Annotated in this window: 22 protein-coding genes; 10 read left to right on the top strand and 12 right to left on the bottom strand. The window is 52.0% G+C overall.

Annotated features, from left to right (window positions below):
- The first annotated feature begins 3 nt into the window (after positions 1–3).
- A complete protein-coding gene (gene mglC / locus D9734_RS09555) occupies positions 4–1014 on the top strand; it encodes a galactose/methyl galactoside ABC transporter permease MglC (protein WP_001275110.1) in 1011 nt (336 codons plus the stop codon).
- A gap of 58 nt (positions 1015–1072) precedes the next feature.
- Here mglC and preA read toward each other — a convergent pair whose 3' ends face one another.
- The 7 genes from preA to D9734_RS09520 all read right to left on the bottom strand — a co-directional run bounded on the left by preA (position 1073) and on the right by D9734_RS09520 (position 6985).
- Positions 1073–2308: an NAD-dependent dihydropyrimidine dehydrogenase subunit PreA gene (gene preA, locus D9734_RS09550; RefSeq protein ID WP_130207060.1), complete on the bottom strand. Its 1236-nt coding sequence runs from the start codon at positions 2306–2308 to the stop codon at positions 1073–1075.
- Positions 2302–3540 (bottom strand): NAD(P)-dependent oxidoreductase, encoded by a 1239-nt coding sequence (locus D9734_RS09545; RefSeq protein WP_130207058.1) that lies wholly within the window; start codon positions 3538–3540, stop codon positions 2302–2304. The genes preA and D9734_RS09545 overlap by 7 nt, the downstream gene beginning before the upstream one ends.
- A 193-nt stretch (positions 3541–3733) precedes the next feature.
- Positions 3734–3973 carry a DUF2542 family protein gene (locus tag D9734_RS09540; RefSeq protein WP_130207056.1) on the bottom strand — a complete coding sequence of 80 codons (240 nt, stop codon included), beginning with the start codon at positions 3971–3973 and terminating at the stop codon, positions 3734–3736.
- Positions 3974–3975: 2 nt separating this feature from the next.
- Positions 3976–4695, bottom strand: a complete 720-nt coding sequence (gene sanA, locus D9734_RS09535; protein WP_130207054.1) for an outer membrane permeability protein SanA — start codon at positions 4693–4695, stop codon at positions 3976–3978.
- Between the two features lie 185 nt (positions 4696–4880).
- Positions 4881–5765 (bottom strand): cytidine deaminase, encoded by an 885-nt coding sequence (cdd, locus tag D9734_RS09530; protein ID WP_130207053.1) that lies wholly within the window; start codon positions 5763–5765, stop codon positions 4881–4883.
- 129 nt (positions 5766–5894) lie between these two features.
- Positions 5895–6590, bottom strand: coding sequence for a CidB/LrgB family autolysis modulator (locus tag D9734_RS09525; RefSeq protein ID WP_130207051.1), 696 nt, complete (start codon positions 6588–6590; stop codon positions 5895–5897).
- Positions 6587–6985, bottom strand: a complete 399-nt coding sequence (locus tag D9734_RS09520; RefSeq protein WP_001295452.1) for a CidA/LrgA family protein — start codon at positions 6983–6985, stop codon at positions 6587–6589. The genes D9734_RS09525 and D9734_RS09520 overlap by 4 nt, the downstream gene beginning before the upstream one ends.
- Before the next feature lie 272 nt (positions 6986–7257).
- On the opposite strand from D9734_RS09520, the gene dusC reads away from it, so the two are divergent.
- Entirely contained in the window at positions 7258–8205 is a 948-nt protein-coding gene (gene dusC / locus D9734_RS09515) for a tRNA dihydrouridine(16) synthase DusC (RefSeq protein ID WP_130207049.1), read from the top strand.
- A 373-nt stretch (positions 8206–8578) separates the two neighbouring features.
- Here the strand turns inward: dusC and yohP are convergent, their stop codons facing one another.
- Positions 8579–8662, bottom strand: a complete 84-nt coding sequence (gene yohP, locus D9734_RS23525) for a small membrane protein YohP (RefSeq protein ID WP_000691708.1) — start codon at positions 8660–8662, stop codon at positions 8579–8581.
- A 222-nt stretch (positions 8663–8884) separates the two neighbouring features.
- On the opposite strand from yohP, the gene mdtQ reads away from it, so the two are divergent.
- Positions 8885–10324, top strand: coding sequence for a multidrug resistance outer membrane protein MdtQ (gene mdtQ / locus D9734_RS09505; RefSeq protein WP_130207047.1), 1440 nt, complete (start codon positions 8885–8887; stop codon positions 10322–10324).
- A 51-nt stretch (positions 10325–10375) separates the two neighbouring features.
- Here mdtQ and D9734_RS09500 read toward each other — a convergent pair whose 3' ends face one another.
- The gene (locus tag D9734_RS09500) at positions 10376–10933 is read right to left on the bottom strand and encodes a DedA family protein (protein ID WP_130207044.1); all 558 of its coding nucleotides are present in this window, start codon (positions 10931–10933) and stop codon (positions 10376–10378) included.
- Between the two features lie 168 nt (positions 10934–11101).
- Between D9734_RS09500 and D9734_RS09495 the strand changes: the two genes are divergently transcribed.
- Both D9734_RS09495 and pbpG read left to right on the top strand, forming a co-directional pair.
- A complete protein-coding gene (locus tag D9734_RS09495) occupies positions 11102–11689 on the top strand; it encodes a Yip1 family protein (protein WP_001295454.1) in 588 nt (195 codons plus the stop codon).
- Positions 11690–11862: 173 nt separating this feature from the next.
- Positions 11863–12795 carry a D-alanyl-D-alanine endopeptidase gene (gene pbpG, locus D9734_RS09490; protein WP_130207042.1) on the top strand — a complete coding sequence of 311 codons (933 nt, stop codon included), beginning with the start codon at positions 11863–11865 and terminating at the stop codon, positions 12793–12795.
- 298 nt (positions 12796–13093) lie between these two features.
- On the opposite strand, the gene dld is transcribed toward pbpG, so the two are convergent.
- The gene (gene dld, locus D9734_RS09485; RefSeq protein WP_130207040.1) at positions 13094–14809 is read right to left on the bottom strand and encodes a D-lactate dehydrogenase; all 1716 of its coding nucleotides are present in this window, start codon (positions 14807–14809) and stop codon (positions 13094–13096) included.
- 195 nt (positions 14810–15004) lie between these two features.
- Here dld and bglX point away from each other — a divergent pair, with 195 nt between their 5' ends.
- The 5 genes from bglX to yehW all read left to right on the top strand — a co-directional run bounded on the left by bglX (position 15005) and on the right by yehW (position 21297).
- Positions 15005–17302 carry a beta-glucosidase BglX gene (gene bglX / locus D9734_RS09480; RefSeq protein WP_130207038.1) on the top strand — a complete coding sequence of 766 codons (2298 nt, stop codon included), beginning with the start codon at positions 15005–15007 and terminating at the stop codon, positions 17300–17302.
- 258 nt (positions 17303–17560) lie between these two features.
- On the top strand, positions 17561–18478 hold the full coding sequence (gene osmF, locus D9734_RS09475; RefSeq protein ID WP_130207036.1) for a glycine betaine ABC transporter substrate-binding protein OsmF: 918 nt from the start codon (positions 17561–17563) through the stop codon (positions 18476–18478).
- Between the two features lie 6 nt (positions 18479–18484).
- Positions 18485–19642, top strand: coding sequence for a glycine betaine ABC transporter permease YehY (gene yehY / locus D9734_RS09470; protein ID WP_130207034.1), 1158 nt, complete (start codon positions 18485–18487; stop codon positions 19640–19642).
- Positions 19635–20561, top strand: coding sequence for a glycine betaine ABC transporter ATP binding protein YehX (yehX, locus tag D9734_RS09465; RefSeq protein ID WP_130207032.1), 927 nt, complete (start codon positions 19635–19637; stop codon positions 20559–20561). The genes yehY and yehX overlap by 8 nt, the downstream gene beginning before the upstream one ends.
- Before the next feature lie 4 nt (positions 20562–20565).
- Positions 20566–21297, top strand: a complete 732-nt coding sequence (gene yehW, locus D9734_RS09460) for a glycine betaine ABC transporter permease YehW (RefSeq protein ID WP_130207030.1) — start codon at positions 20566–20568, stop codon at positions 21295–21297.
- Here yehW and D9734_RS09455 read toward each other — a convergent pair.
- Positions 21278–21385, bottom strand: coding sequence for a protein YohO (locus D9734_RS09455; protein WP_001216963.1), 108 nt, complete (start codon positions 21383–21385; stop codon positions 21278–21280). The genes yehW and D9734_RS09455 overlap by 20 nt on opposite strands.
- A gap of 59 nt (positions 21386–21444) precedes the next feature.
- On the bottom strand, positions 21445–22176 hold the full coding sequence (gene mlrA / locus D9734_RS09450; protein ID WP_130207028.1) for an HTH-type transcriptional regulator MlrA: 732 nt from the start codon (positions 22174–22176) through the stop codon (positions 21445–21447).
- Between the last annotated feature and the right edge of the window lie 174 nt (positions 22177–22350).

Here is a 22350-nt window from a genome sequence, read left to right as displayed (position 1 = left end):
CCCATGAGTGCGTTAAATAAGAAAAGTTTTCTTACTTACCTGAAAGAGGGCGGTATTTACGTCGTTCTTTTAGTTTTGCTGGCGATTATTATTTTCCAGGACCCAACATTTTTAAGTCTGTTGAACTTAAGTAATATTCTCACCCAGTCATCGGTGCGTATTATTATTGCGCTCGGCGTTGCAGGGTTAATTGTCACCCAGGGGACTGACCTTTCCGCTGGTCGTCAGGTGGGGTTGGCGGCAGTTGTAGCGGCGACGTTATTGCAGTCCATGGATAACGCCAACAAAGTGTTCCCGGAAATGGCGACGATGCCGATTGCGCTGGTTATTCTGATTGTCTGTGCTATTGGCGCGGTTATCGGTTTGATCAACGGGCTGATTATCGCCTATCTCAACGTAACGCCGTTCATAACCACTCTCGGTACGATGATCATCGTTTATGGCATTAACTCGCTCTATTACGACTTTGTTGGTGCGTCGCCTATTTCTGGTTTTGACAGTGGTTTCTCCACTTTTGCCCAGGGCTTTATTGCGCTGGGGAGCTTCCGTCTCTCTTACATCACCTTCTACGCCCTGATTGCGGTGGCCTTCGTCTGGGTGCTGTGGAACAAAACCCGTTTCGGTAAGAACATTTTTGCCATTGGCGGTAACCCGGAAGCGGCGAAAGTTTCTGGTGTCAACGTTGGCCTGAACCTGCTGATGATCTACGCATTGTCTGGCGTGTTCTATGCCTTCGGCGGGATGTTAGAAGCCGGACGTATCGGCTCTGCCACCAACAACCTCGGCTTCATGTATGAGCTGGATGCTATCGCGGCGTGCGTGGTGGGCGGCGTATCGTTCAGCGGCGGTGTGGGGACGGTCATTGGTGTAGTGACCGGGGTAATTATCTTTACGGTCATTAACTATGGCCTGACGTACATCGGCGTAAACCCGTACTGGCAGTACATCATCAAAGGGGCGATTATTATCTTCGCCGTGGCGCTGGATTCACTGAAGTACGCGCGTAAGAAGTGATATGAATGTGGGTATTGCCGGATGCGCCGCATCCGGCAATCGGTGCCAAATGCTGGTTTTACAACGTTACCGGGTGTTCTTTCTCTCCCTTCTTAAACTTCACTTCCCCGAGATCGATACAACCCACCGGGCAAACATGACCGCAAAGCAAACAACCAACGCATTTTTCGGTATTACAATGCGGCGTGCGCGTTTTCTCGTTCCATTCCATCGCCTGATGACCGCCGTCATAACAGGAAATGTAACAGCGTCCACAGCCAACACATTTATCAAGATTGATATGGGGATAAACGATATAACTGCGGTCTAAATCTTCCGCCGGGACAATATTGTGATTCGCCAGACCTACCATCTCTTGCAACGAATCAAATCCCTGATCGGCAAGGTAATGCGACAACCCGCTCGTCATATCCTCCACAATGCGATAACCGTACTGCATAATGCCGGTGGTCACCTGCAAGGTTGCCGCGCCGAGCAATAAAAACTCCGCCGCATCTTCCCAGGTTTCAATACCGCCGATACCACTGATCGGGAAATCGCGCAGCTCTGGATGCGTGCGCATTTGCTGAATAAAGCGCAGGGCGATCGGTTTCACTGCTTTACCGGAATAACCGGAAATACTCGATTTACCGTTGACGATCGGCATACCGATTTTCTGATTAAGATCGATATTGGTGATGGATTTGACGGTGTTAATCGCTGCAATGCCATCTGCGCCGCCGCGTTTTGCCGCCAGCGCCACTTCGCACATATCACCGATATTCGGCGTCATCTTCGCCAGCATTGGCAGCGTGGAACCACGTTTCACTGCCCGACAATATTTTTCTACCAGCTCCGGGCTTTGCCCGACATCGCTACCCATCGCATGGGAGGTCATCTGCGGACAGGAGAAGTTACACTCGATCATATCCGCGCCAGCTTCTTGTACCAGACGCGCCAGCTCTTCCCACTGCTGCTCATTTTCCCCCATGATCGAGGCGATCAATACTTTGTCCGGGTAATCTTCTTTCAGCCGACGCAGGGCGGCCAGATTCTCTTCCAACGGATGTTCAGCAATCTGCTCCATATTTTTGAAGCCGATAAAACCGGTATCTTCTTTCACCAGATGATCAAAACGCGGTGAGACTTCATTAGCGATAAAAAAGCCGATCGTTTTGAACACCACGCCCCCCCAGCCGGTGTCGTAGGCTTTGGCGCACATCTCGTAGCAATTGCCAACCGGCGAAGAAGAGAGGCAGAACGGGTTGGGAAACTTCACGCCGCAAAAGGTAATAGAAAGATCTTTCGTTAACATGAGCAAGCTCCCTCTAAATAATGATGAATCGCCTCGGCGGCTTCTTTCCCGGTTTTCACTGCATAAACCACGGTTTTGTCACCCTCAACAATATCGCCAGCGGCAAACAGTTGCGGGTCGCGGGTCTGGTAATTTTGCGTTTCGATGGTGTTGCGCTGTGGTTCCAGTGCGGAAAAAGCGGCAAGTTCGGCATGTTGACCTACAGCGAGAATAATTTTGTCCGCAGCCATCGTCAGTTCGCCCGGTAAACGAACATGTTTAAACGTCACTTTATTGCCGTCTACAGCCACTGGCGTAAAGCCATCGATAATCGATACACCCAATTTTTGAGCGTTGGTGAACTCTTTCTTGCTTGCCGGAAACTCATCTAACTCTTCACGCGCAACGCAGGTCACCGCCTGGCAACCAAGAACTTTCAGCGTGCTGGCAACGTCCATTGCGACATCGCCGCCACCAATAATTAATGCGTTCTGCGGGACGCTGATATCGCCTTGTGCCTGGCGTGCGCGTTGCAGGAAATCGACGGCGATCTCAACATCGCTATGCTCAAACAGCGGCAGGGTGGCCCCGCGCGATAAACCAACAGTCACCAGTACCGCTCGGTTTTCCGCTTTAAGTTGCTCCAGGGGGAGTGTTTTACCAATCTCGCAATTGCACTTAATGGTCACGCCTATTTTTTCGATACGGGCGATTTCTGCATCCAGCACCGATTGCGGCAAACGAAATTGCGGAATGCCATTACGCAGCCAACCACCTGGCTGTGCTTCTTTTTCATAAATCGTGACGTCGTATCCCCGGTTGGTCAGTGTCACACTCGCTTGTAGCCCGGCAGGGCCTGCACCAATAATCGCCACTTTGCCGAGTGTTTTACTACCGGGCTGATAAATCTCCATTCCGGTTTGCTGTTCGAAATCAGTAACAAAACGCTGTAAGCGGCCAATATCAATTGGGTCGTCGACACCGGCTCGTGTACAACCGCGCTGGCATAATTTTTCCGTCGGGCATACTCTGGCGCAAACGGCACCGAGCGCGTTATTTTCGCGAATTGTCTCGGCAGCACCTTTAAAATTACGAAAATAAATTGAGCGAATAAATTTTCCCGGATCGGTTTGCGCCGGGCAAGCCTGACTACAGGGCGCGTCGTGACATAATAAACAGCGAGAGGCTTCTTTAATCGCCAGTAAAGGCGTAAAAGCCGGAGTGAGTTCATCCAGATAATTTTGTTGCGGCATGTGATCTTCCTTAATGCTATAGGTAATTAAGGCGAGCGTTTAGTGAATAATAATGTATTGATATTAAGGCTAAGCGTGCGGGGAAATTTAAACTGTGAAAGGATTCACAAATAGCCGCGGTTAAGAATGTGATATCCGCAGCTTATCAGGCGAAGTAATAATTATTCTCAATAATTATCTGGAGAGGGAAATATTAACGATAGAAAATAAGATAAATAATCATGCCAATAGATAAAATTCCGAAACCGCAATACGCCACCATATAAGCAAAGAAGAGTCCCGGATTTTTTTCGCGCCAGACATACACCGGTTCCGGCGAATTTTTAACCCGTTTATCAATCGCGCCAGCACGCCAGCCTTTCCACGCTTCGCGAAAACAAAATACAGGGATTAGGAAAAAAACGGCAACGACAAAAAACTGCTGTACATCCATAACTACTTTCCTTGTTTCTTTTGTAATTCAAGTAACTGCTCGGGCGTGACGGCGGGATAGCCCTGCGCATCTTCCGGCACTTGATGCATTGCCGGAATAGGGACCAATGGACCTAAAAAGCGCGGCTCACGTTTAAAAATATAAAGGTCAGCCAGCGCGCCGAAACGGGCGGCAAATTCGCGAATACGGACAGACCACATATCTTTTGGCGATGGTACGGCATAACACTGGGCCTGAATACCCATATGTAAAGCGATAAATAATGCCCGTTCACAGTGAAAACGCTGGGTGATAATAATGAAATCGTTAGTATCGAACACTTTGCGCGTGCGTACGATGGAATCCAGTGTTCGGAAGCCCGCGTAATCGAGAACAATATCAGAGGGGTCGACGCCAGCGGCTATTAAATCTTTGCGCATGGTCATCGGCTCGTTATAACTTTGCAACGCGTTATCGCCGCTAAGTAATAGATAGTTCACCTTACCGCTGTTATAGGCATTAATCGCTCCCTGAATACGGTAGCGGTAATACTGATTAATGACTCCGGTGCGATAATACTTTGCTGTGCCAAGCACCACGCCGACCTGACGGTAGGGGAGATCCTGCAACTCGTCGTAGATATAAGGCGCGGTTTTCCAGCTCATCCAGCGATCGAGGCCGAGCACAGTCAACAGCAGCAAGCCGATCATGACTAACAGGCTGTAGAACAGACGCTTTAACATGCAGAAGACTCGATCTCGGGAAATTTTTATCAGGCTACTTTACCCGCTGCTTTTGCGCAAGAAACGGTAAACTGTTTGCCGGGATTTTCGACATCAGGAGAGCACTGACAAGCCTGAGGCAACGCTTATCAGCGTGCCAGACCTGTAGGCCGGACAAGGCGTTCACGCCACATCCGGCACCAGGCTTAAGCGAGAAGAACGCGGTCGATACTGTGACAACCGAGAGCTTTCAGCGTTGCTGAGGTTGCATCCCACTGAATCAACGGCGCATCGGCTTTTTCTGCCAGAACCGCGCGCTGGATATCCGGGTAATCATAACCCTTGAGATTCAACAGAATTAACGCACCCTGCAACGGCGGCAGAGTCGGGTTGAATGCGGCGTTTTCAGCGTAGCTGCCGCTGAAAATACGACCGTCTTTGCATTCCAGCGCTACACCGCTTGGTGACTTACTGTAAGGCATGTGCGAACGGTTTGCCGCGGCAATCGCTGCCTGAGAAAGCGCATCACCAGTGAGCGTAAAGCCGTGATCCTGCTCGTCCATCAGCAGCGTTTTTATCTCCAGATCTTTTGGCCCAAAGGCATCCGGCAGATAGTCACGCAGTGCGTGCGCTTCGCGACCCGGCAGATGAATACGCAGATCCAGACCGCTGTTCAGTTCATTCATAAACTGACGGCAGTGACCACAAGGCGTGTAGTTAACGGTGATGGCCGCGAGAGCTTTCTCACCGCTTAACCAGGCGTGGCTGATAGCACTTTGTTCGGCATGAACAGTTTGCTGCATTGTTGCACCAATAAATTCCATATTGGCACCGAAATACCATGTACCACTCACGCCGCGTGCAATAGCGCCAACGTTAAAATTCGACAATGGCGTACGCGCACAGGCCGCAGCCAGCGGTAGCAGTGCGAAAGCCAGCGCGTCTTCGTCCAGCCCGGTTGCGCTCTTAAGCGAAGAGACTTGCTCCCCGGTCAACAAAGCGGGGAAGTACTTGTCTGCCAGAATAGGTTCCAGCGCAGATTGCAAGTTATCCGCAAGTTGGGCAAAAGCAGTTTGAAAACGTGGATGCATGGCGTTGCCTCATAATCATGTAATGGGATAACAGTTTACGAACCTGCTATGGCTTTATATGTGATCTGAATCTCATTAATTATGCAACAAGTGAAACGTACATCAAAAATGCGCGACGCATCGCAAATTTTAGCCCATTACTGCCAGAATAATTGGGAAAAGGAACGGCGCGATCAGCGAAGTAATAATCCCGCATAACACCAGCGCCAGCGAACTAAATGCGCCTTCCTGATAATCCAGCTCGGCGCAGCGCGCCGTACCGAGGGCATGGGAAGCTGTCCCCATCGCCAGACCGCGCGCCGCTTTGGTACGAATACGCATCGCATTAAGTAACGTATGACCAAAGACCGCGCCGAGGATCCCGACGAAAATGACACAAACTGCGCTGATTGCCGGAATACCGCCAATACTGCCGCCGACAGCCATCGCAATTGGCGTAGTGACCGATTTCGGTAATATTGACGCAGCAATTTCCGGTGAAGCCCCCATCAACAATGCCACGCAAGTCCCAGTCACCATCGCTACCACGCTGCCGATAAAACAGATGGTGATGATTGATTTCCAGCGTGCGCGGATCTGATGCAACTGTTCATATAAAGGATAGGCCAGTGCGACGACCGCCGGTTGCAGCAGATCGTTTAGCACTTCGCTACCTTTAAAGTAGCTGTCGTAAGAGATGCCGGTTAGCATTAAAAAAGGAATGATCACCACCATTGCCACCAGCAACGGGTTAAGCAAGGGAAACTTATACCGCGCCGCCAGCTTGCGGGCGGCAAAAAAGACAATCAACGTCAGCGGTAATGACCACCAGATATTTGCCATCATTCTTCTGATCCTTTCTGACCTACGACTTTACGTTCACCGTGCACCAGTTGAGAACTCCAGCTCACCACCAGAAAAACCACCAGCGTACTGACTGCACAGGAAACCACTACTGGGCCAAACTGCGCGCGTAGTAAATCAAAATATTGCATTACGCCTACGCCAATCGGCACAAACAATAGCGCCATATAGCGAATTAAAACGTAACACCCCGGATTGACCCACTTCGCCGGAAGAATTTGCAAGGCCAGCAGGACAAACAGGATCAGCATCCCGATAATGCTGCCCGGAATGGTTACCGGTAGCAGGGATGCAATGAAAATGCCTGCATACAGGCAGGCATAAATCAGGACGAAAGCGCGTAAATATTGCCAGATAATGTTCAGTGTCTTACTCATAATCAACACCCCAGATGAGATGGATTCATCATACAATTAATTCATAAAATGTGCTACAGATCACATTAAGAATTCATCGCTATTTTTCGCGCCTGGGTATGACGATGTGAGCAGCGAACTCAGGCAAATCTGCTTTTTTGCAACAGAAAGCGTGCTTGTCATAGATCAAGCATAGAGAGGGATTGCAGCTTTGCAGCAATCTCACTCGGCAGACCTTTAATCCGCTGACCGGAGGCGCTAACATAGCGCCTCATTTTTTTGCGGGTGATGATATGCGTGTGTTACTGGCGCCAATGGAGGGGGTACTTGACTCTCTGGTGCGCGAATTGCTGACCGAAGTTAACGACTACGATCTGTGCATCACTGAGTTTGTTCGCGTGGTGGATCAACTGCTGCCGGTAAAAGTTTTTCATCGCATTTGTCCTGAGCTACAAAACGCCAGCCGTACTCCTTCAGGTACGCTGGTGCGCATACAGTTGCTGGGGCAGTTCCCGCAATGGCTGGCAGAGAACGCCGCCCGTGCGGTGGAATTAGGTTCCTGGGGCGTGGATCTTAACTGCGGCTGCCCGTCGAAAACGGTTAACGGCAGCGGTGGTGGGGCAACGTTACTGAAAGATCCCGAACTCATCTACCAGGGCGCGAAAGCGATGCGCGAAGCCGTACCGGCGCATTTGCCCGTCAGCGTGAAAGTGCGTTTGGGCTGGGACAGTGGCGAGAAAAAATTTGAAATTGCCGATGCTGTTCAACAGGCTGGCGCTACGGAGCTGGTGGTGCATGGGCGGACAAAAGAGCAGGGGTACCGCGCGGAGCATATTGACTGGCGGGCGATTGGCGAGATTCGCCAGCGGCTGAATATTCCGGTAATTGCCAATGGTGAAATCTGGGACTGGCAGAGTGCGCAGCAATGCATGGCTATCAGCGGCTGCGACGCGGTGATGATTGGGCGCGGGGCGCTCAATATTCCCAACCTGAGTCGGGTGGTGAAATATAACGAACCGCGAATGCCATGGCCGGAGGTCGTTGCATTGCTGCAAAAGTATACCCGTCTGGAGAAACAGGGGGATACCGGGTTATATCACGTCGCGCGGATCAAGCAGTGGTTGAGTTATTTACGTAAAGAATATGATGAAGCAACGGGATTATTTCAGCATGTGCGGGTGTTGAATAATTCCCCTGATATTGCAAGGGCTATTCAGGCAATTGATATCGAGAAACTCTAAAAAACTATAGTGATGTTTTTTTGACAATGTGTTAGCTCTTTATCAATAGGCCGCACGGTTGTTTGGTGGCGTCAAAATCGCCGAGGCGTTCCCTGAAGGCCGGGGCAGCCCACATGGATGTGGGCTGAGGGCGCGTCTTACAGGGATGTTACCTCGCGCCCGACCCGGTAGCCGTAAGGGATAAGCCGAGGGCACCGCGCAGCGGCGATTTTGTTCGCCAGAGCCCGGGGGTGCAGGGGGCGGCGGCGATTGGCCGCCCCTTGCGCGCTCCTTGCGCCAGTGATTATATGAAGCAATGCACATGACAGGAGCGCAACAGGATGAGAGACTGAAATATTCTCGTTATTTTCGAATCTGATGACATTAATTAATTTTAAAATATCATCTTAAATACGCCAGTCACCACCAGTAGCCCAATCAGGAAAATAATCAATACTGCCCAGAGTATAATTTTCATTGGCGTTCCTTTATTTGTGAGTGCTGAATAAGTATAGGAAAAAATGAAACTCTTTGCCGTCATTCATAAACGATTAAGATAAATCAGAGGATATCATTCACTTATTGTATATTTTTCTGGATATGTCGTTTTATTTCCGCTGATGTATTGCCACGTGAAACTAAAAAATATTTCGCCGCACACGGTAATCTCCGCGCACCGTTGCTTACCTGATTATTCCCCATGAATCGTGATTCATTTAATGCAGCAAGCTTCTGTTTTCCGCTTTTAATTTTGTTGGCTGGGTGTGCGCCTGTGCACGAAACTCGTCAGGCGTTAAACCTGCAAACGCCTGCCACGCAAGTGGACACTGCGTTACCTGCGGCATTGAAAAACGGTTGGCCAGACAGCCAGTGGTGGCTGGAATACCACGATAATCAACTCACTTCCTTAATTAATAATGCAATACAGAACGCGCCGGATATGCAGGTGGCTGAACAGCGCATTCAACTGGCTGAAGCGCAGGCGAAAGCAGCAGCGACCCAGGATGGCCCGCAGGTAGATTTTTCTGCGGATATGCAACGGCAAAAAATGTCGGCTGAAGGTTTAATGGGACCGTTTGCCCTGAACGATCCTGCTGCCGGTACCACGGGGCCGTGGTATACCAACGGTACTTTTGGTTTAACGGCGGGCTGGCATCTTGATATTTGGGGAAAGAATCGGGCGGAAGTTACTGCTCGCCTGGGGAATGTTAAAGCACGGGCGGCTGAACGTGAGCAGACCCGGCAATTGCTGGCTGGCAGCGTGGCCCGTTTGTACTGGGATTGGCAAACTCAGGCGGCGTTGAACACGGTTTTGCTGCAAATCGAAAAAGAGCAGAACACCATTATTGCGACCGATCGCCAGCTCTATCAGCGTGGAATTACCTCTTCGGTTGAAGGTGTGGAAACCGATATTAATGCCAGTAAAACCCAGCAACAGCTCAACGATGTCGCGGGTAAAATGAAAATTATCGAGGCGCGATTAAGTGCGCTCACCAACCATCAGAAAAGCGCATTGAAGCTGCATCCGGTCACGTTGCCGAAAGTGGCAAGCCAGCTTCCTGATGAACTGGGATATTCCTTGCTGGCCCGGCGGGCAGATTTGCAGGCGGCGCATTGGTATGTCGAGTCGTCGTTAAGTACCATCGACGCAGCAAAAGCGGCATTTTATCCCGACATCAATCTGATGGCCTTCCTGCAACAGGATGCCTTGCATTTAAGCGATCTTTTTCGTAGTTCCGCCCAACAGATGGGCGTCACGGCGGGGCTGACATTGCCAATATTCGACAGCGGCAGACTTAATGCCAATCTTGATATTGCGAAAGCCGAAAGCAACTTGTCGATTGCCAACTACAACAAAGCAGTGGTCGAGGCGGTGAACGATGTGGCGCGGGCGGCGAGTCAGGTGCAGATACTGGCAGAGAAAAACCAGCATCAGGCACAAATTGAGCGCGATGCCATGCGAGTGGTGGGGCTGGCACAGGCGCGATTTAACGCGGGCATCATTGCGGGTTCCCGCGTCAGTGAAGCCAGAATTCCGGCGCTTCGCGAACGAGCCAACGGCCTGCTTTTGCAAGGGCAATGGCTGGATGCCTCCATTCAACTCACCAGTGCGCTGGGCGGGGGCTATAAACGCGGTTGATGTCTCATTTATCAAGTATTAAGCAGAGAAACGTTGGACCTCACCGGCGTTTCATTTCCCGCACCGTTTCAGCCACCAGCGAACACCAACCACCAGAGCCACAACCAGAATCAACCAAACCCAGTGCTTCAAATGTTGGTCAAGTTCGTGCAACCACGGCGCAATCACCTGGCCACCTGCGTAGCCAATGGTGGTAAAAATCAGCGCCCAGGCAAATGCGCCGAGAATATTCAGCGGTAGAAATATTTTCGGCGGTAGCTGACTAGCGCCAATCAGCGTCGGACCAATCACCCGAAAGCCATACATAAAACGTGTACCAATAACAAACAAATACGGATGACGTTGGATCAGCTTCTGCGCCCGTTCAATTTTGTCCTGATGTTTTGATAAACGTCGTAACAGCTTGCCGCCAAACCGCCGTCCACACAGATAAAGCGCCTGGTCGCCAATCATGCCGCCAAGTGCTACGGAAAGTACCACCAACGGGAATTTCAGCAGCCCCTGATGCGCGGCAACACCACCGAGCAAGGTGACGGTTTCACCTTCAGCCAGACTGCCAAGTACCAGCGCGGCATAACCATATTGTGAAATAAGCGTATTAATATCCATAGGTCAGTCTGTCTCCCTTTGGTTGCCTGTAAGCATACACCCAGTAAATCATTCATGCAGAAAAAGCCCCGCAGGGCAGTGCACTAATTTAGTGATCGCGCAAAAAATAATCACAAGCTGACTTATACTTGAACTGTCAGGTTCAAGAACTCACAACAAGGGGGCGGTATGAGCCATGTCTGGGGACTGTTTTCCCATCCCGATCGTGAAATGCAGGTAATTAATCGTGAAAACGAAACGATTTCTCACCACTACACCCACCACGTTTTGCTGATGGCGGCGATTCCGGTGATTTGCGCCTTCATTGGCACCACGCAAATCGGCTGGAATTTTGGCGATGGCACTATCCTGAAGTTATCCTGGTTTACCGGACTGGCGTTGGCTGTCTTGTTTTATGGCGTGATGCTGGCTGGGGTCGCGGTGATGGGGCGGGTCATTTGGTGGATGGCGCGCAATTACCCACAGCGCCCGTCGCTTGCGCACTGTATGGTCTTCGCGGGATACGTCGCGACGCCGCTGTTTCTCAGCGGTCTGGTAGCGCTTTACCCGCTGGTCTGGCTGTGTGCTCTGGTTGGCACGGTGGCGCTGTTTTACACGGGGTATCTGCTTTATCTCGGTATTCCAAGCTTCCTGAATATCAACAAAGAGGAAGGTCTTAGCTTCTCCAGTTCGACACTGGCGATTGGTGTGCTGGTACTGGAAGTCCTGCTCGCCCTTACCGTCATACTTTGGGGGTACGGTTATCGTCTGTTCTAGAAAGTTCTTTTGCGTTGCATTGCTGGCGTAAATGTCAGCAATGCAGCATTTCCTCACGATTCTCCTTTGACGACCGCACTTTTTGCTCGTTATGATGGCTTCGCTAGCCTCAGTAAATCCTTACTCCGGCGGTGCGCAACCCGTGCGCGTGAACCACTATTTGAATGCTCATCATGCCGAAATTTCGAGTTTCTTTATTTAGCCTGGCCCTGATGCTGGCTGTGCCTTTTGCACCGCAGGCCGCTGCGAAAACGGCAGCCGCTACCACCGCTTCGCAGCCGGAAATTGCTTCCGGTAGTGCGATGATTGTTGATCTTAATACCAACAAAGTGATCTATTCGAACCACCCGGATCTGGTGCGTCCGATTGCCTCAATCACCAAATTAATGACTGCGATGGTTGTGCTGGATGCACGACTGCCGCTGGATGAGAAACTAAAAGTAGACATCAGCCAGACGCCGGAGATGAAAGGGGTCTATTCGCGCGTACGACTGAACAGTGAAATCAGCCGTAAAGATATGCTGCTGCTGGCGTTGATGTCTTCGGAAAACCGCGCGGCGGCGAGCCTGGCACATCATTATCCTGGCGGTTATAACGCATTTATTAAAGCAATGAATGCGAAAGCAAAAGCTCTCGGGATGAATAACACGCGCTTCGTTGAACCGACCGGGCTATCAGTGCATAACGTTTCGACTGCCCGTGATCTGACCAAATTGTTGATTGCTACCAAACAATATCCGTTGATCGGTCAGTTAAGTACCACCCGTGAAGATATGGCGACCTTCTCTAATCCGTCGTATACGCTGCCATTCCGCAATACTAACCATCTGGTGTATCGCGATAACTGGAATATCCAGCTAACCAAAACGGGCTTTACCAATGCCGCAGGGCATTGCCTGGTGATGCGCACGGTTTTCAATAATAAACCAGTGGCGCTGGTGGTGATGGATGCGTTTGGCAAATATACCCATTTTGCCGATGCCAGCCGCCTGCGAACATGGATTGAAACCGGCAAAGTGATGCCCGTTCCGGCAGCGGCGTTGAGTTATAAAAAACAAAAAGCCGCCCAGATGGCGGCGGCAGGGCAGACGGCACAGAACGATTAAGTTTGCTTGCCCGTAGGCCGGAGAAGGCGTTCACGCCGCATCCGGCATTCGATTGTGCAGTGCCTGATGCGATGCTTGCGCATCTTATCAGTCCTACAAATGTGACGCGCCCGTAGGCCGGATAAGGCGTTTACGCCGCATCCGGCATTCGATTGTGCAGTGCCTGATGCGATGCTTGCGCATCTTATCAGGCCTACAAACGAGACGCGCCCGTAGGCTGGAGAAGGCGTTTACGCCGCATCCGGCATTCGATGCCCATGCCTGATACGGTGCTTGCGTATCAGGCATCCAGCCGTATTTACTCCACTTCTTGCCAGTTTTTCCGCTTACTGGTTTTACCGATCCCTGGATTCATACTGTTAGTCGGATCGTTTTCACGATAAAACTTTTGCAGCGTCTCCGGTGCTTTATACAAATGACCGACGTTATGCTCGGCAGGATATTGCGCGCCGCGCTGGCGTAACAATTCCAGCATCTGTTCCTTCAGCGCATGCACATCCACGCCTTTCTTAACGATGTAATCCTGGTGGAAGACGTAGCACATAAAATGCCCGTAATAGAGCTTATGCACCAGCTGGCTGTCGATTTCTGGCGGCAGATGTTCATACCACTCGGTGTCATTACGCCGCAGAGCAATATCCAGCGCCAGAATGTCTTCGACTTCATCGGAATGCACGGCCTGATAACGTATCGCTGCGCCTGCCGCCGCGAAACGGTGTAAAAACGCTTTACTGCCTTCTTCCGGCGTACAGACAAAGAAATCGCCTTCGGCCTGTTTGAAAAAATCTACCAGCCAGGATTTGGCTTCGCCCACGCCATCGCCCGCCATTTTTAACAGCAGATGATGTTCATATTTATCGCGCCAGCTTTTCATGCGCGGTGGCAAATGACTGGGGAACAAATGACTGAATTTCTGCATTGCGAGATCGGTAAAGTGTGGGCGGAAGAACTTCACCTTCTCCAGCATCGCATCGGTACGTCCCTTGAGATTAAAGAATAACGGCATCTTGTCGGTGCCTAGCTTGTCGATCATCAGGAAGGTATCTTTGCCGTATTTTTCCGCGATATCGTAGATATCCCGATGCATATATTCGCCGGCAACCGGCAGATTTTCGAAATTAGCCAGAATATGGCGGCGGATTTCGGTCAGCACGTCCGGCTGGTTGGTGCCGATATAAAACACCTGCTGATTTTTTTCCGCTGCAAAGGTGTCGAGACGCACGGCGAAGACGGCCAGTTTTCCGGCGCAACCGGAGGATTCAAACAGGCGATCCGGATCGGCGTTATAACGTGCAGGTGTGTCGGCTTCGATATCACGCACGCGATGAACATAGTCATAATCGTGGGCGTGGCGACCATCGTGGTGCACATCATCCTCTTTGATGCGATCGTCATCCAGCCTGCTGAGGATCTGCTCCGGCGTTTCGCCCAGATCAATCCCCAGATGGTTGACCAGCGTCAGTTTGCCGTTTTCATCAATGCGTGCAAACAACGACATTTCGGTATACGCCGGACCACGCTGCACCAGTGAGCCGCCGGAGTTGTTACAGATACCGCCGATGACCGATGCGCCTATACACGACGAACCAATCACCGAGTGCGGTTCACGGCCTAATGGTTTGAGGGCTTTTTCCAGCGAATAGAGCGTAGTGCCAGGATACGCCAGCACCTGTTCGCCCTTGCCGAGAACGTGCAGTTTGTCGAGGCGTAGGGTGCTGATGATCACAATATCGCGATCATAGTCGTTACCATTTGGTGTCGAGCCTTCGGTCAGACCGGTATTGGCGGCCTGCATCAGAATAATTTTGTCGGCGGTGACGCAGGCTTTCAGTACTCGCCACAATTCCAGTAGCGAGCCTGGAAGAACAACGGCCAGCGCGTCACCCTGACCGGAGCGGAAGCCCTTGCGATAGCGGGCCGTTTTTGCGGGATCGGTGAGCAGGTATGAAGAACCGACCAGACGGGCAAGTTCATTCAAAAAGGTTTTATTATCAGTTGTTGTCATGGAAGACATTTTCCACTCCTTGTGGTGGCGAAAAAACATCACAAACTAGAATAGCGCCTTGTATGACAATTCAGCGAGTGAATATTTTGAAAATTCAGACAATAAACTGAGCTTTCTTTTTCTCTCTCTATCAGGGTTATGGCAAACTACCGCTTTTGCACCATTTTCGCTGCCACGTCGGGCAACAGAGGAAGAATAATCCACATGAAATGGCTATGTTCAGTAGGTATCGCGGTGAGTCTGGCCCTACAGCCAGCACTGGCGGATGATTTATTCGGCAACCATCCATTAACGCCCGAAGCGCGGGATGCGTTCGTCACCGAGCTGCTCAAGAAAATGACGGTTGATGAGAAAATTGGTCAGCTGCGCCTAATCAGCGTCGGCCCGGATAACCCGAAAGAGGCGATCCGCGAGATGATCAAAGACGGGCAGGTGGGAGCGATTTTTAATACCGTAACACGTCAGGATATCCGCGCCATGCAGGATCAAGTGATGGAACTGAGCCGCCTGAAAATTCCTCTCTTCTTTGCCTACGACGTGCTGCACGGTCAGCGCACAGTTTTCCCGATTAGCCTCGGTCTGGCGTCCTCTTTTAACCTCGACGCAGTGAAAACCGTCGGGCGCGTTTCAGCTTATGAAGCGGCGGACGATGGCCTGAACATGACCTGGGCGCCGATGGTCGATGTCTCGCGCGATCCTCGCTGGGGTCGCGCTTCCGAAGGTTTTGGTGAAGATACGTATCTCACCTCAATTATGGGTAAAACCATGGTTGAAGCGATGCAGGGTAAAAGCCCGGCAGATCGCTACTCGGTGATGACCAGCGTCAAACACTTTGCTGCTTACGGTGCGGTTGAAGGCGGTAAAGAGTACAACACCGTCGATATGAGCCCGCAGCGCCTGTTTAATGACTATATGCCGCCGTACAAAGCGGGGCTGGACGCAGGCAGCGGCGCGGTGATGGTGGCGCTGAACTCACTCAACGGCACGCCTGCAACTTCTGATTCCTGGCTGCTGAAAGATGTTCTGCGCGACCAGTGGGGCTTTAAAGGCATCACGGTTTCCGATCACGGTGCAATCAAAGAGCTGATTAAACATGGCACGGCGGCAGACCCGGAAGATGCGGTGCGCGTGGCGCTTAAGTCCGGGATCAACATGAGCATGAGTGACGAGTATTACTCGAAGTATCTGCCTGGGTTGATCAAGTCCGGCAAAGTGACGATGGAAGAGCTGGACGACGCTGCCCGCCATGTACTGAACGTTAAATATGATATGGGGTTATTTAACGACCCATACAGCCATCTTGGTCCGAAAGAGTCTGACCCGGTTGATACCAATGCCGAAAGCCGCCTGCACCGCAAAGAAGCACGTGAAGTAGCGCGCGAAAGCCTGGTGTTGCTGAAAAACCGCCTTGAAACCCTGCCGCTGAAAAAGTCGGCAACCATTGCGGTGGTTGGTCCACTGGCGGACAGCAAACGTGACGTGATGGGCAGTTGGTCCGCAGCTGGTGTTGCCGATCAATCCGTGACTGTACTCACCGGGATTAAAAATGCCGTCGGGGAAAACGGCAAGGTGCTGTATGCCAAAGGGGCGAACGTCACCAGTGACAAAGGTATTATCGATTTCCTGAATCAGTATGAAGAAGCAGTCAAAGTCGATCCGCGCTCACCGCAAGAGATGATTGATGAAGCGGTGCAGACGGCGAAACAATCTGATGTGGTAGTGGCTGTGGTCGGTGAAGCCCAAGGGATGGCGCACGAAGCCTCCAGCCGGACCGATATCACTATTCCGCAAAGCCAGCGCGATTTGATTGCGGCGCTGAAAGCCACCGGAAAACCGCTGGTGCTGGTGCTGATGAACGGTCGCCCGCTGGCGTTGGTGAAAGAAGATCAGCAGGCCGACGCGATTCTGGAAACCTGGTTTGCGGGTACGGAAGGGGGTAATGCGATTGCCGATGTGTTGTTTGGTGATTACAACCCGTCCGGTAAGCTGCCGATGTCCTTCCCGCGTTCTGTCGGGCAGATCCCGGTTTACTACAGCCATCTGAATACCGGTCGTCCGTATAATGCCGACAAGCCGAACAAATACACTTCGCGCTATTTTGATGAAGCTAACGGGGCGCTTTATCCGTTCGGCTATGGTCTGAGCTACACCACTTTTACCGTCTCTGATGTGAAACTTTCTGCGCCGACCATGAAGCGTGACGGTAAAGTGACCGCCAGCGTGCAGGTGACGAACACCGGAAAACGCGAAGGGGCAACGGTGATTCAGATGTACCTGCAGGATGTGACGGCTTCCATGAGTCGTCCGGTGAAGCAGCTGAAAGGTTTTGAGAAAATCACCCTGAAACCGGGCGAAACTCAGACCGTCAGCTTCCCAATCGATATTGAGGCGCTGAAGTTCTGGAATCAGCAGATGAAGTATGATGCCGAGCCTGGTAAGTTCAATGTCTTTATCGGCACTGATTCCGCACGCGTTAAGAAAGGCGAGTTTGAGTTGCTGTAATGCTTTAGTAAGGGCGCGAAATTTGCGCCCTTTGCCTGATGCGCTGCGCTTATCAGGCCTACAGGGTGTGTTTGCAACTTGTTTAATTTTCACCCTTTGTAGCGCCGCATCCGGCAAGATACACCGGGCAAGATATGCCCTTTAAGTATTTATCTGATTCTGCAACTGAATCCTTCCGCTCAGGCTAACCCCGCCATTATCAACTATGCTTTTCTCTTAATTCGCTGAAAACAACAGTAAAAGAATGAGGAAAGCATCATGCCACTCTCAAAGCTCTGGGCGGGTTCACTGGTTATGTTGGCAGCCGTGAGCCTGCCGCTACAGGCGGCTTCCCCCGTTAAAGTCGGTTCGAAAATCGATACTGAAGGCGCACTACTCGGCAACATCATCTTGCAGGTACTCGAAAGCCACGGCGTACCGACGGTGAATAAAGTCCAGTTAGGAACGACACCCGTGGTGCGCGGGGCAATTACTTCCGGCGAACTGGATATCTATCCGGAATATACCGGCAATGGTGCTTTCTTCTTTAAAGATGAAAACGATGCAGCGTGGAAAAATGCCGGGCAGGGCTACGAGAAAGTCAAAAAGCTCGATGCGGAGCAAAACAAGTTAATCTGGCTGACGCCCGCACCTGCGAATAACACCTGGACCATCGCCGTGCGCCAGGATGTGGCAGAGAAAAACAAACTCACTTCGCTTGCCGACCTGAGCCGTTATCTGAAAGAGGGCGGCACCTTCAAACTGGCAGCCTCGGCAGAGTTTATCGAACGCGCCGATGCGTTACCCGCTTTTGAAAAAGCCTATGGCTTTAAACTCGATCAGGATCAGTTGCTGTCACTGGCCGGTGGCGACACGGCGGTGACGATCAAAGCCGCTGCCCAGCAAACCTCTGGCGTTAATGCGGCGATGGCTTACGGCACTGACGGCCCGGTCGCGGCGCTGGGGCTGCAAACCTTAAGCGATCCGCAGGGTGTTCAACCGATCTACGCACCTGCACCAGTGGTGCGTGAGTCGGTGTTGAAAGAGTATCCGCAAATGGCACAGTGGCTACAGCCAGTCTTCGCCAGCCTCGATGAAAAAACGTTACAAAAACTGAATGCCAGCATTGCTGTGGAAGGACTGGATGCCAAAAAAGTGGCTGCCGACTATCTGAAACAAAAAGGGTGGACGAAGTAATTTCCCGTGTCTTATCTACGTATTAATCCTGTTCTGGCGCTGCTGCTGTTGCTGACGGCAATCGCAGCGGCGCTGCCGTTTATCAGCTATGCACCTAACAGGTTAGTCTCTGGTGAGGGACGTTATCTCTGGCAACTGTGGTCACAAACGATCTGGATGCTGGTGGGCGTTGGTTGCGCCTGGCTGACTGCCTGTTTTATTCCCGGTAGAAAAGGCAGCATTTTTGCACTCATTCTGGCGCAATTCGTCTTCGTATTGCTGGTGTGGGGAGCTGGAAAGGCGGCGACACAACTGGCGCAAAATGGCAGTGCGCTGGCGCGTACCAGCCTCGGCAGTGGTTTCTGGCTGGCTGCGGCGCTGGCATTGCTGGCCTGTAGCGATGCCATCCGCCGAATCTCCACGCATCCGCTGTGGCGCTGGTTGTTGCATATGCAGATTGCCATCATTCCGCTGTGGTTGCTGTACTCCGGCGCGCTTAACGATCTCTCGCTAATGAAAGAATACGCCAACCGTCAGGATGTGTTTGACGACGCGCTGACACAACATCTGATGTTGCTGTTTGGTGCGGTGCTGCCTGCGTTAGTGATTGGCGTGCCGCTGGGCGTCTGGTGCTACTTTTCCACTGCGCGGCAGGGGGCGATTTTTTCTCTGCTCAATGTCATTCAGACCGTGCCTTCGGTGGCGCTTTTTGGCCTGTTGATTGCGCCGCTTGCCGCGCTGGTTACTGCCTTTCCGTTGCTGGGTACGCTTGGTGTGGCAGGAACAGGCATGACGCCAGCACTGATAGCGCTGGTGCTCTATGCTTTGCTGCCTCTGGTGCGCGGCGTGGTAGTCGGCTTGAACCAGATCCCGCGTGATGTGCTGGAGAGCGCCACAGCGATGGGTATGAGCGGGGCGCAGCGTTTCCTGCATGTCCAGTTACCGCTGGCGCTGCCAGTATTTCTGCGCAGCCTGCGGGTGGTGATGGTGCAGACCGTCGGTATGGCGGTGATTGCGGCGTTAATTGGTGCGGGTGGCTTTGGGGCGTTGGTTTTCCAGGGGCTGTTAAGCAGTGCCATTGATTTAGTGTTGCTGGGGGTGAGCCCGGTAATTGTACTGGCGGTGCTGATCGACGCGCTGTTCGATTTGCTTATCGCACTGCTGAAGGTGAAACGTAATGATTGAATTTAGCCATGTAAGCAAACTGTTCGGCGCACAAAAAGCCGTTAACGATCTCAATCTCAATTTTCAGGAAGGGAGTTTTTCGGTGCTGATCGGTACATCTGGCTCCGGTAAATCCACCACCCTGAAAATGATTAACCGCCTGGTGGAGCATGACAGCGGAGTGATCCGCTTTGCCGGAGAAGAAATTCGTTCGCTGCCAGTGCTGGAGTTGCGCCGCCGGATGGGCTATGCCATTCAATCTATTGGCCTGTTTCCCCACTGGAGCGTGGCGCAAAACATCGCCACCGTGCCGCAATTACAAAAATGGTCGCGGGCGCGGATTGACGATCGTATCGACGAACTAATGGCGTTACTGGGGCTGGAACCGAATTTGCGTGAGCGTTATCCGCATCAGCTTTCCGGCGGTCAGCAGCAACGTGTGGGAGTGGCGCGCGCGTTGGCTGCCGATCCGCAAGTCTTACTGATGGATGAACCCTTTGGCGCGCTGGACCCGGTAACGCGCGGCGCGTTGCAACAAGAGATGACGCGCATTCACCGTTTGCTGGGGCGCACCATTGTGCTGGTCACTCATGATATTGATGAAGCACTACGGCTGGCAGAACATCTGGTGTTAATGGATCACGGTGAAGTGGTGCAGCAGGGCAATCCGCTGGCGATGCTGACTCGTCCGGCAAACGATTTTGTCCGCCAGTTTTTTGGGCGCAGCGAACTGGGTGTGCGTCTGTTGTCATTGCGTAGCGTAGCGGATTACGTGCGCCGCGAAGAACGGGCTGAAGGTGAGGCGCTGGCAGAAGAGATGACGCTACGCGATGCGCTCTCCCTGTTTGTTGCGCGGGGATGCGAAGTGCTGCCGGTGGTCAACACGCAGGGCCAGCCTTGCGGCACGCTGCATTTTCAGGATCTGCTGGTGGAGGCGTAATCGAATGAAGATATTGCGCGATCCGCTGTTCTGGCTCATTGCTCTGTTTGTGGCACTGATCTTCTGGCTGCCTTACAGCCAGCCGCTGTTCGGTGCTTTATTTCCGCAACTGCCGAGGCCCGTTTATCAGCAAGAAAGCTTTGCAGCCCTGGCGCTGGCCCATTTCTGGTTGGTGGGAATTTCGAGTTTGTTTGCGGTGATCATTGGCACTGGTGCCGGAATTGCTGTCACTCGCCCGTGGGGCGCGGAATTTCGCCCACTGGTGGAAACTATTGCCGCCGTTGGGCAGACTTTTCCGCCCGTCGCGGTGCTGGCGATTGCCGTTCCGGTAATCGGCTTTGGTCAGCAACCGGCGATTATCGCGCTGATCCTTTACGGCGTGCTACCCATCTTGCAGGCGACACTTGCCGGGTTGGGATCGATTGATGCCAGCGTGACCGAAGTTGCCAAAGGCATGGGAATGAGCCGTAGTCAGCGACTGCGCAAAGTCGAGTTACCGCTGGCTTCGCCGGTGATTCTGGCAGGCGTGCGGACTTCAGTAATTATCAACATTGGCACGGCGACCATTGCCTCAACGGTTGGGGCCAGTACGCTGGGTACGCCCATCATCATCGGGCTTAGCGGATTTAATACCGCGTATGTGATTCAGGGGGCGTTACTGGTGGCACTGGCGGCGATCATCGTAGACCGCCTGTTTGAACGGCTGGTGCAGGCGCTTAGCCAGCACGCAAAATAAAGGTATAACCTGCGAGCATTACGCCACCGATACCGCCTAACGCCATAAACAGGAACAGGGCGATAACCCCAATTTTAGCTATGCGCATAATGCACTCCTTATGTTAACGAAAGGATTGTACAGTAAAGCGCATTTGTTAACGAATCATTAAATGCCGAGTGAGAAAATATCATGCCCTTGTTCCTGCCAACTGGTGAGTTGCTGCTGTTGGGCGGAGGTTCGATTTTCGCCGCACCACACCAGCAATGTACGGCCTTCGAACAGTTCAGGGCGTAGTTGATTGAGCGAGTGGGCGAGGACATCAATGCGCCATCCTTGTTGACTGGCAATCCAGCCCTCCAGCCACAGACGAGTGGTATCCTGAATATTCCAGCCAACCACCAGCGCATCTTTGCCCTGTTTTTTACGTGCCGAAGCCAGGCAAATGGCGATGTAGTTGATCAGTACGCCGTCCAGAATCGCCAGCAGTGCCTGGAGAGTCGGTTGTTGGCACTGAAGCCGTCGGCGCAGAGGAATGAACAGATGTGTGGTGAGCGTCTGGGCGGGATAATCCTGACCACGCTCTTTGATCCACATTCGCAGACTTTGCAGGTTGCCACTTTGCAGGTAACTAAGCAGAGTTTCTTGCTGATCGCGCCAGCCGTTCTGCACATCAACATTCTCATTACTGAGTAGCATTTTAACTTTGCTGACCTGCACACCGTTGTCGATCCAGCGTTTGATCTCCCGGATCCGGTCGATATCGGCATCGTTGAACAGGCGATGACCGCCGTCTGTGCGCTGCGGTTTTAACAGCCCATAACGCCTCTGCCACGCGCGTAACGTGACAGGGTTGATATCACAAAGCAACGCCACTTCACCAATCGTGTAAAGCGCCATCGTCCCACCCTTGCTTGCGAGGTCCCAGCATAACTGTAGACGTTCTTTTATGAACCAGGTAGTTTTGGCCGTTTTTTGATCTCGATTAGGATGATTTTGTTTTTGCCAAGTTGTTTTGAGTGATCGTACTCACGATTTTTCATTTTTCTGCAACAGTTCAAAGAAAGTTGAACG

The sequence above is a fragment of the Escherichia sp. E14S1 genome (assembly GCF_004211995.1).
Classification (GTDB): Bacteria; Pseudomonadota; Gammaproteobacteria; order Enterobacterales; family Enterobacteriaceae; genus Escherichia.
This window is presented reverse-complemented; position numbering and strand designations above follow the sequence as displayed.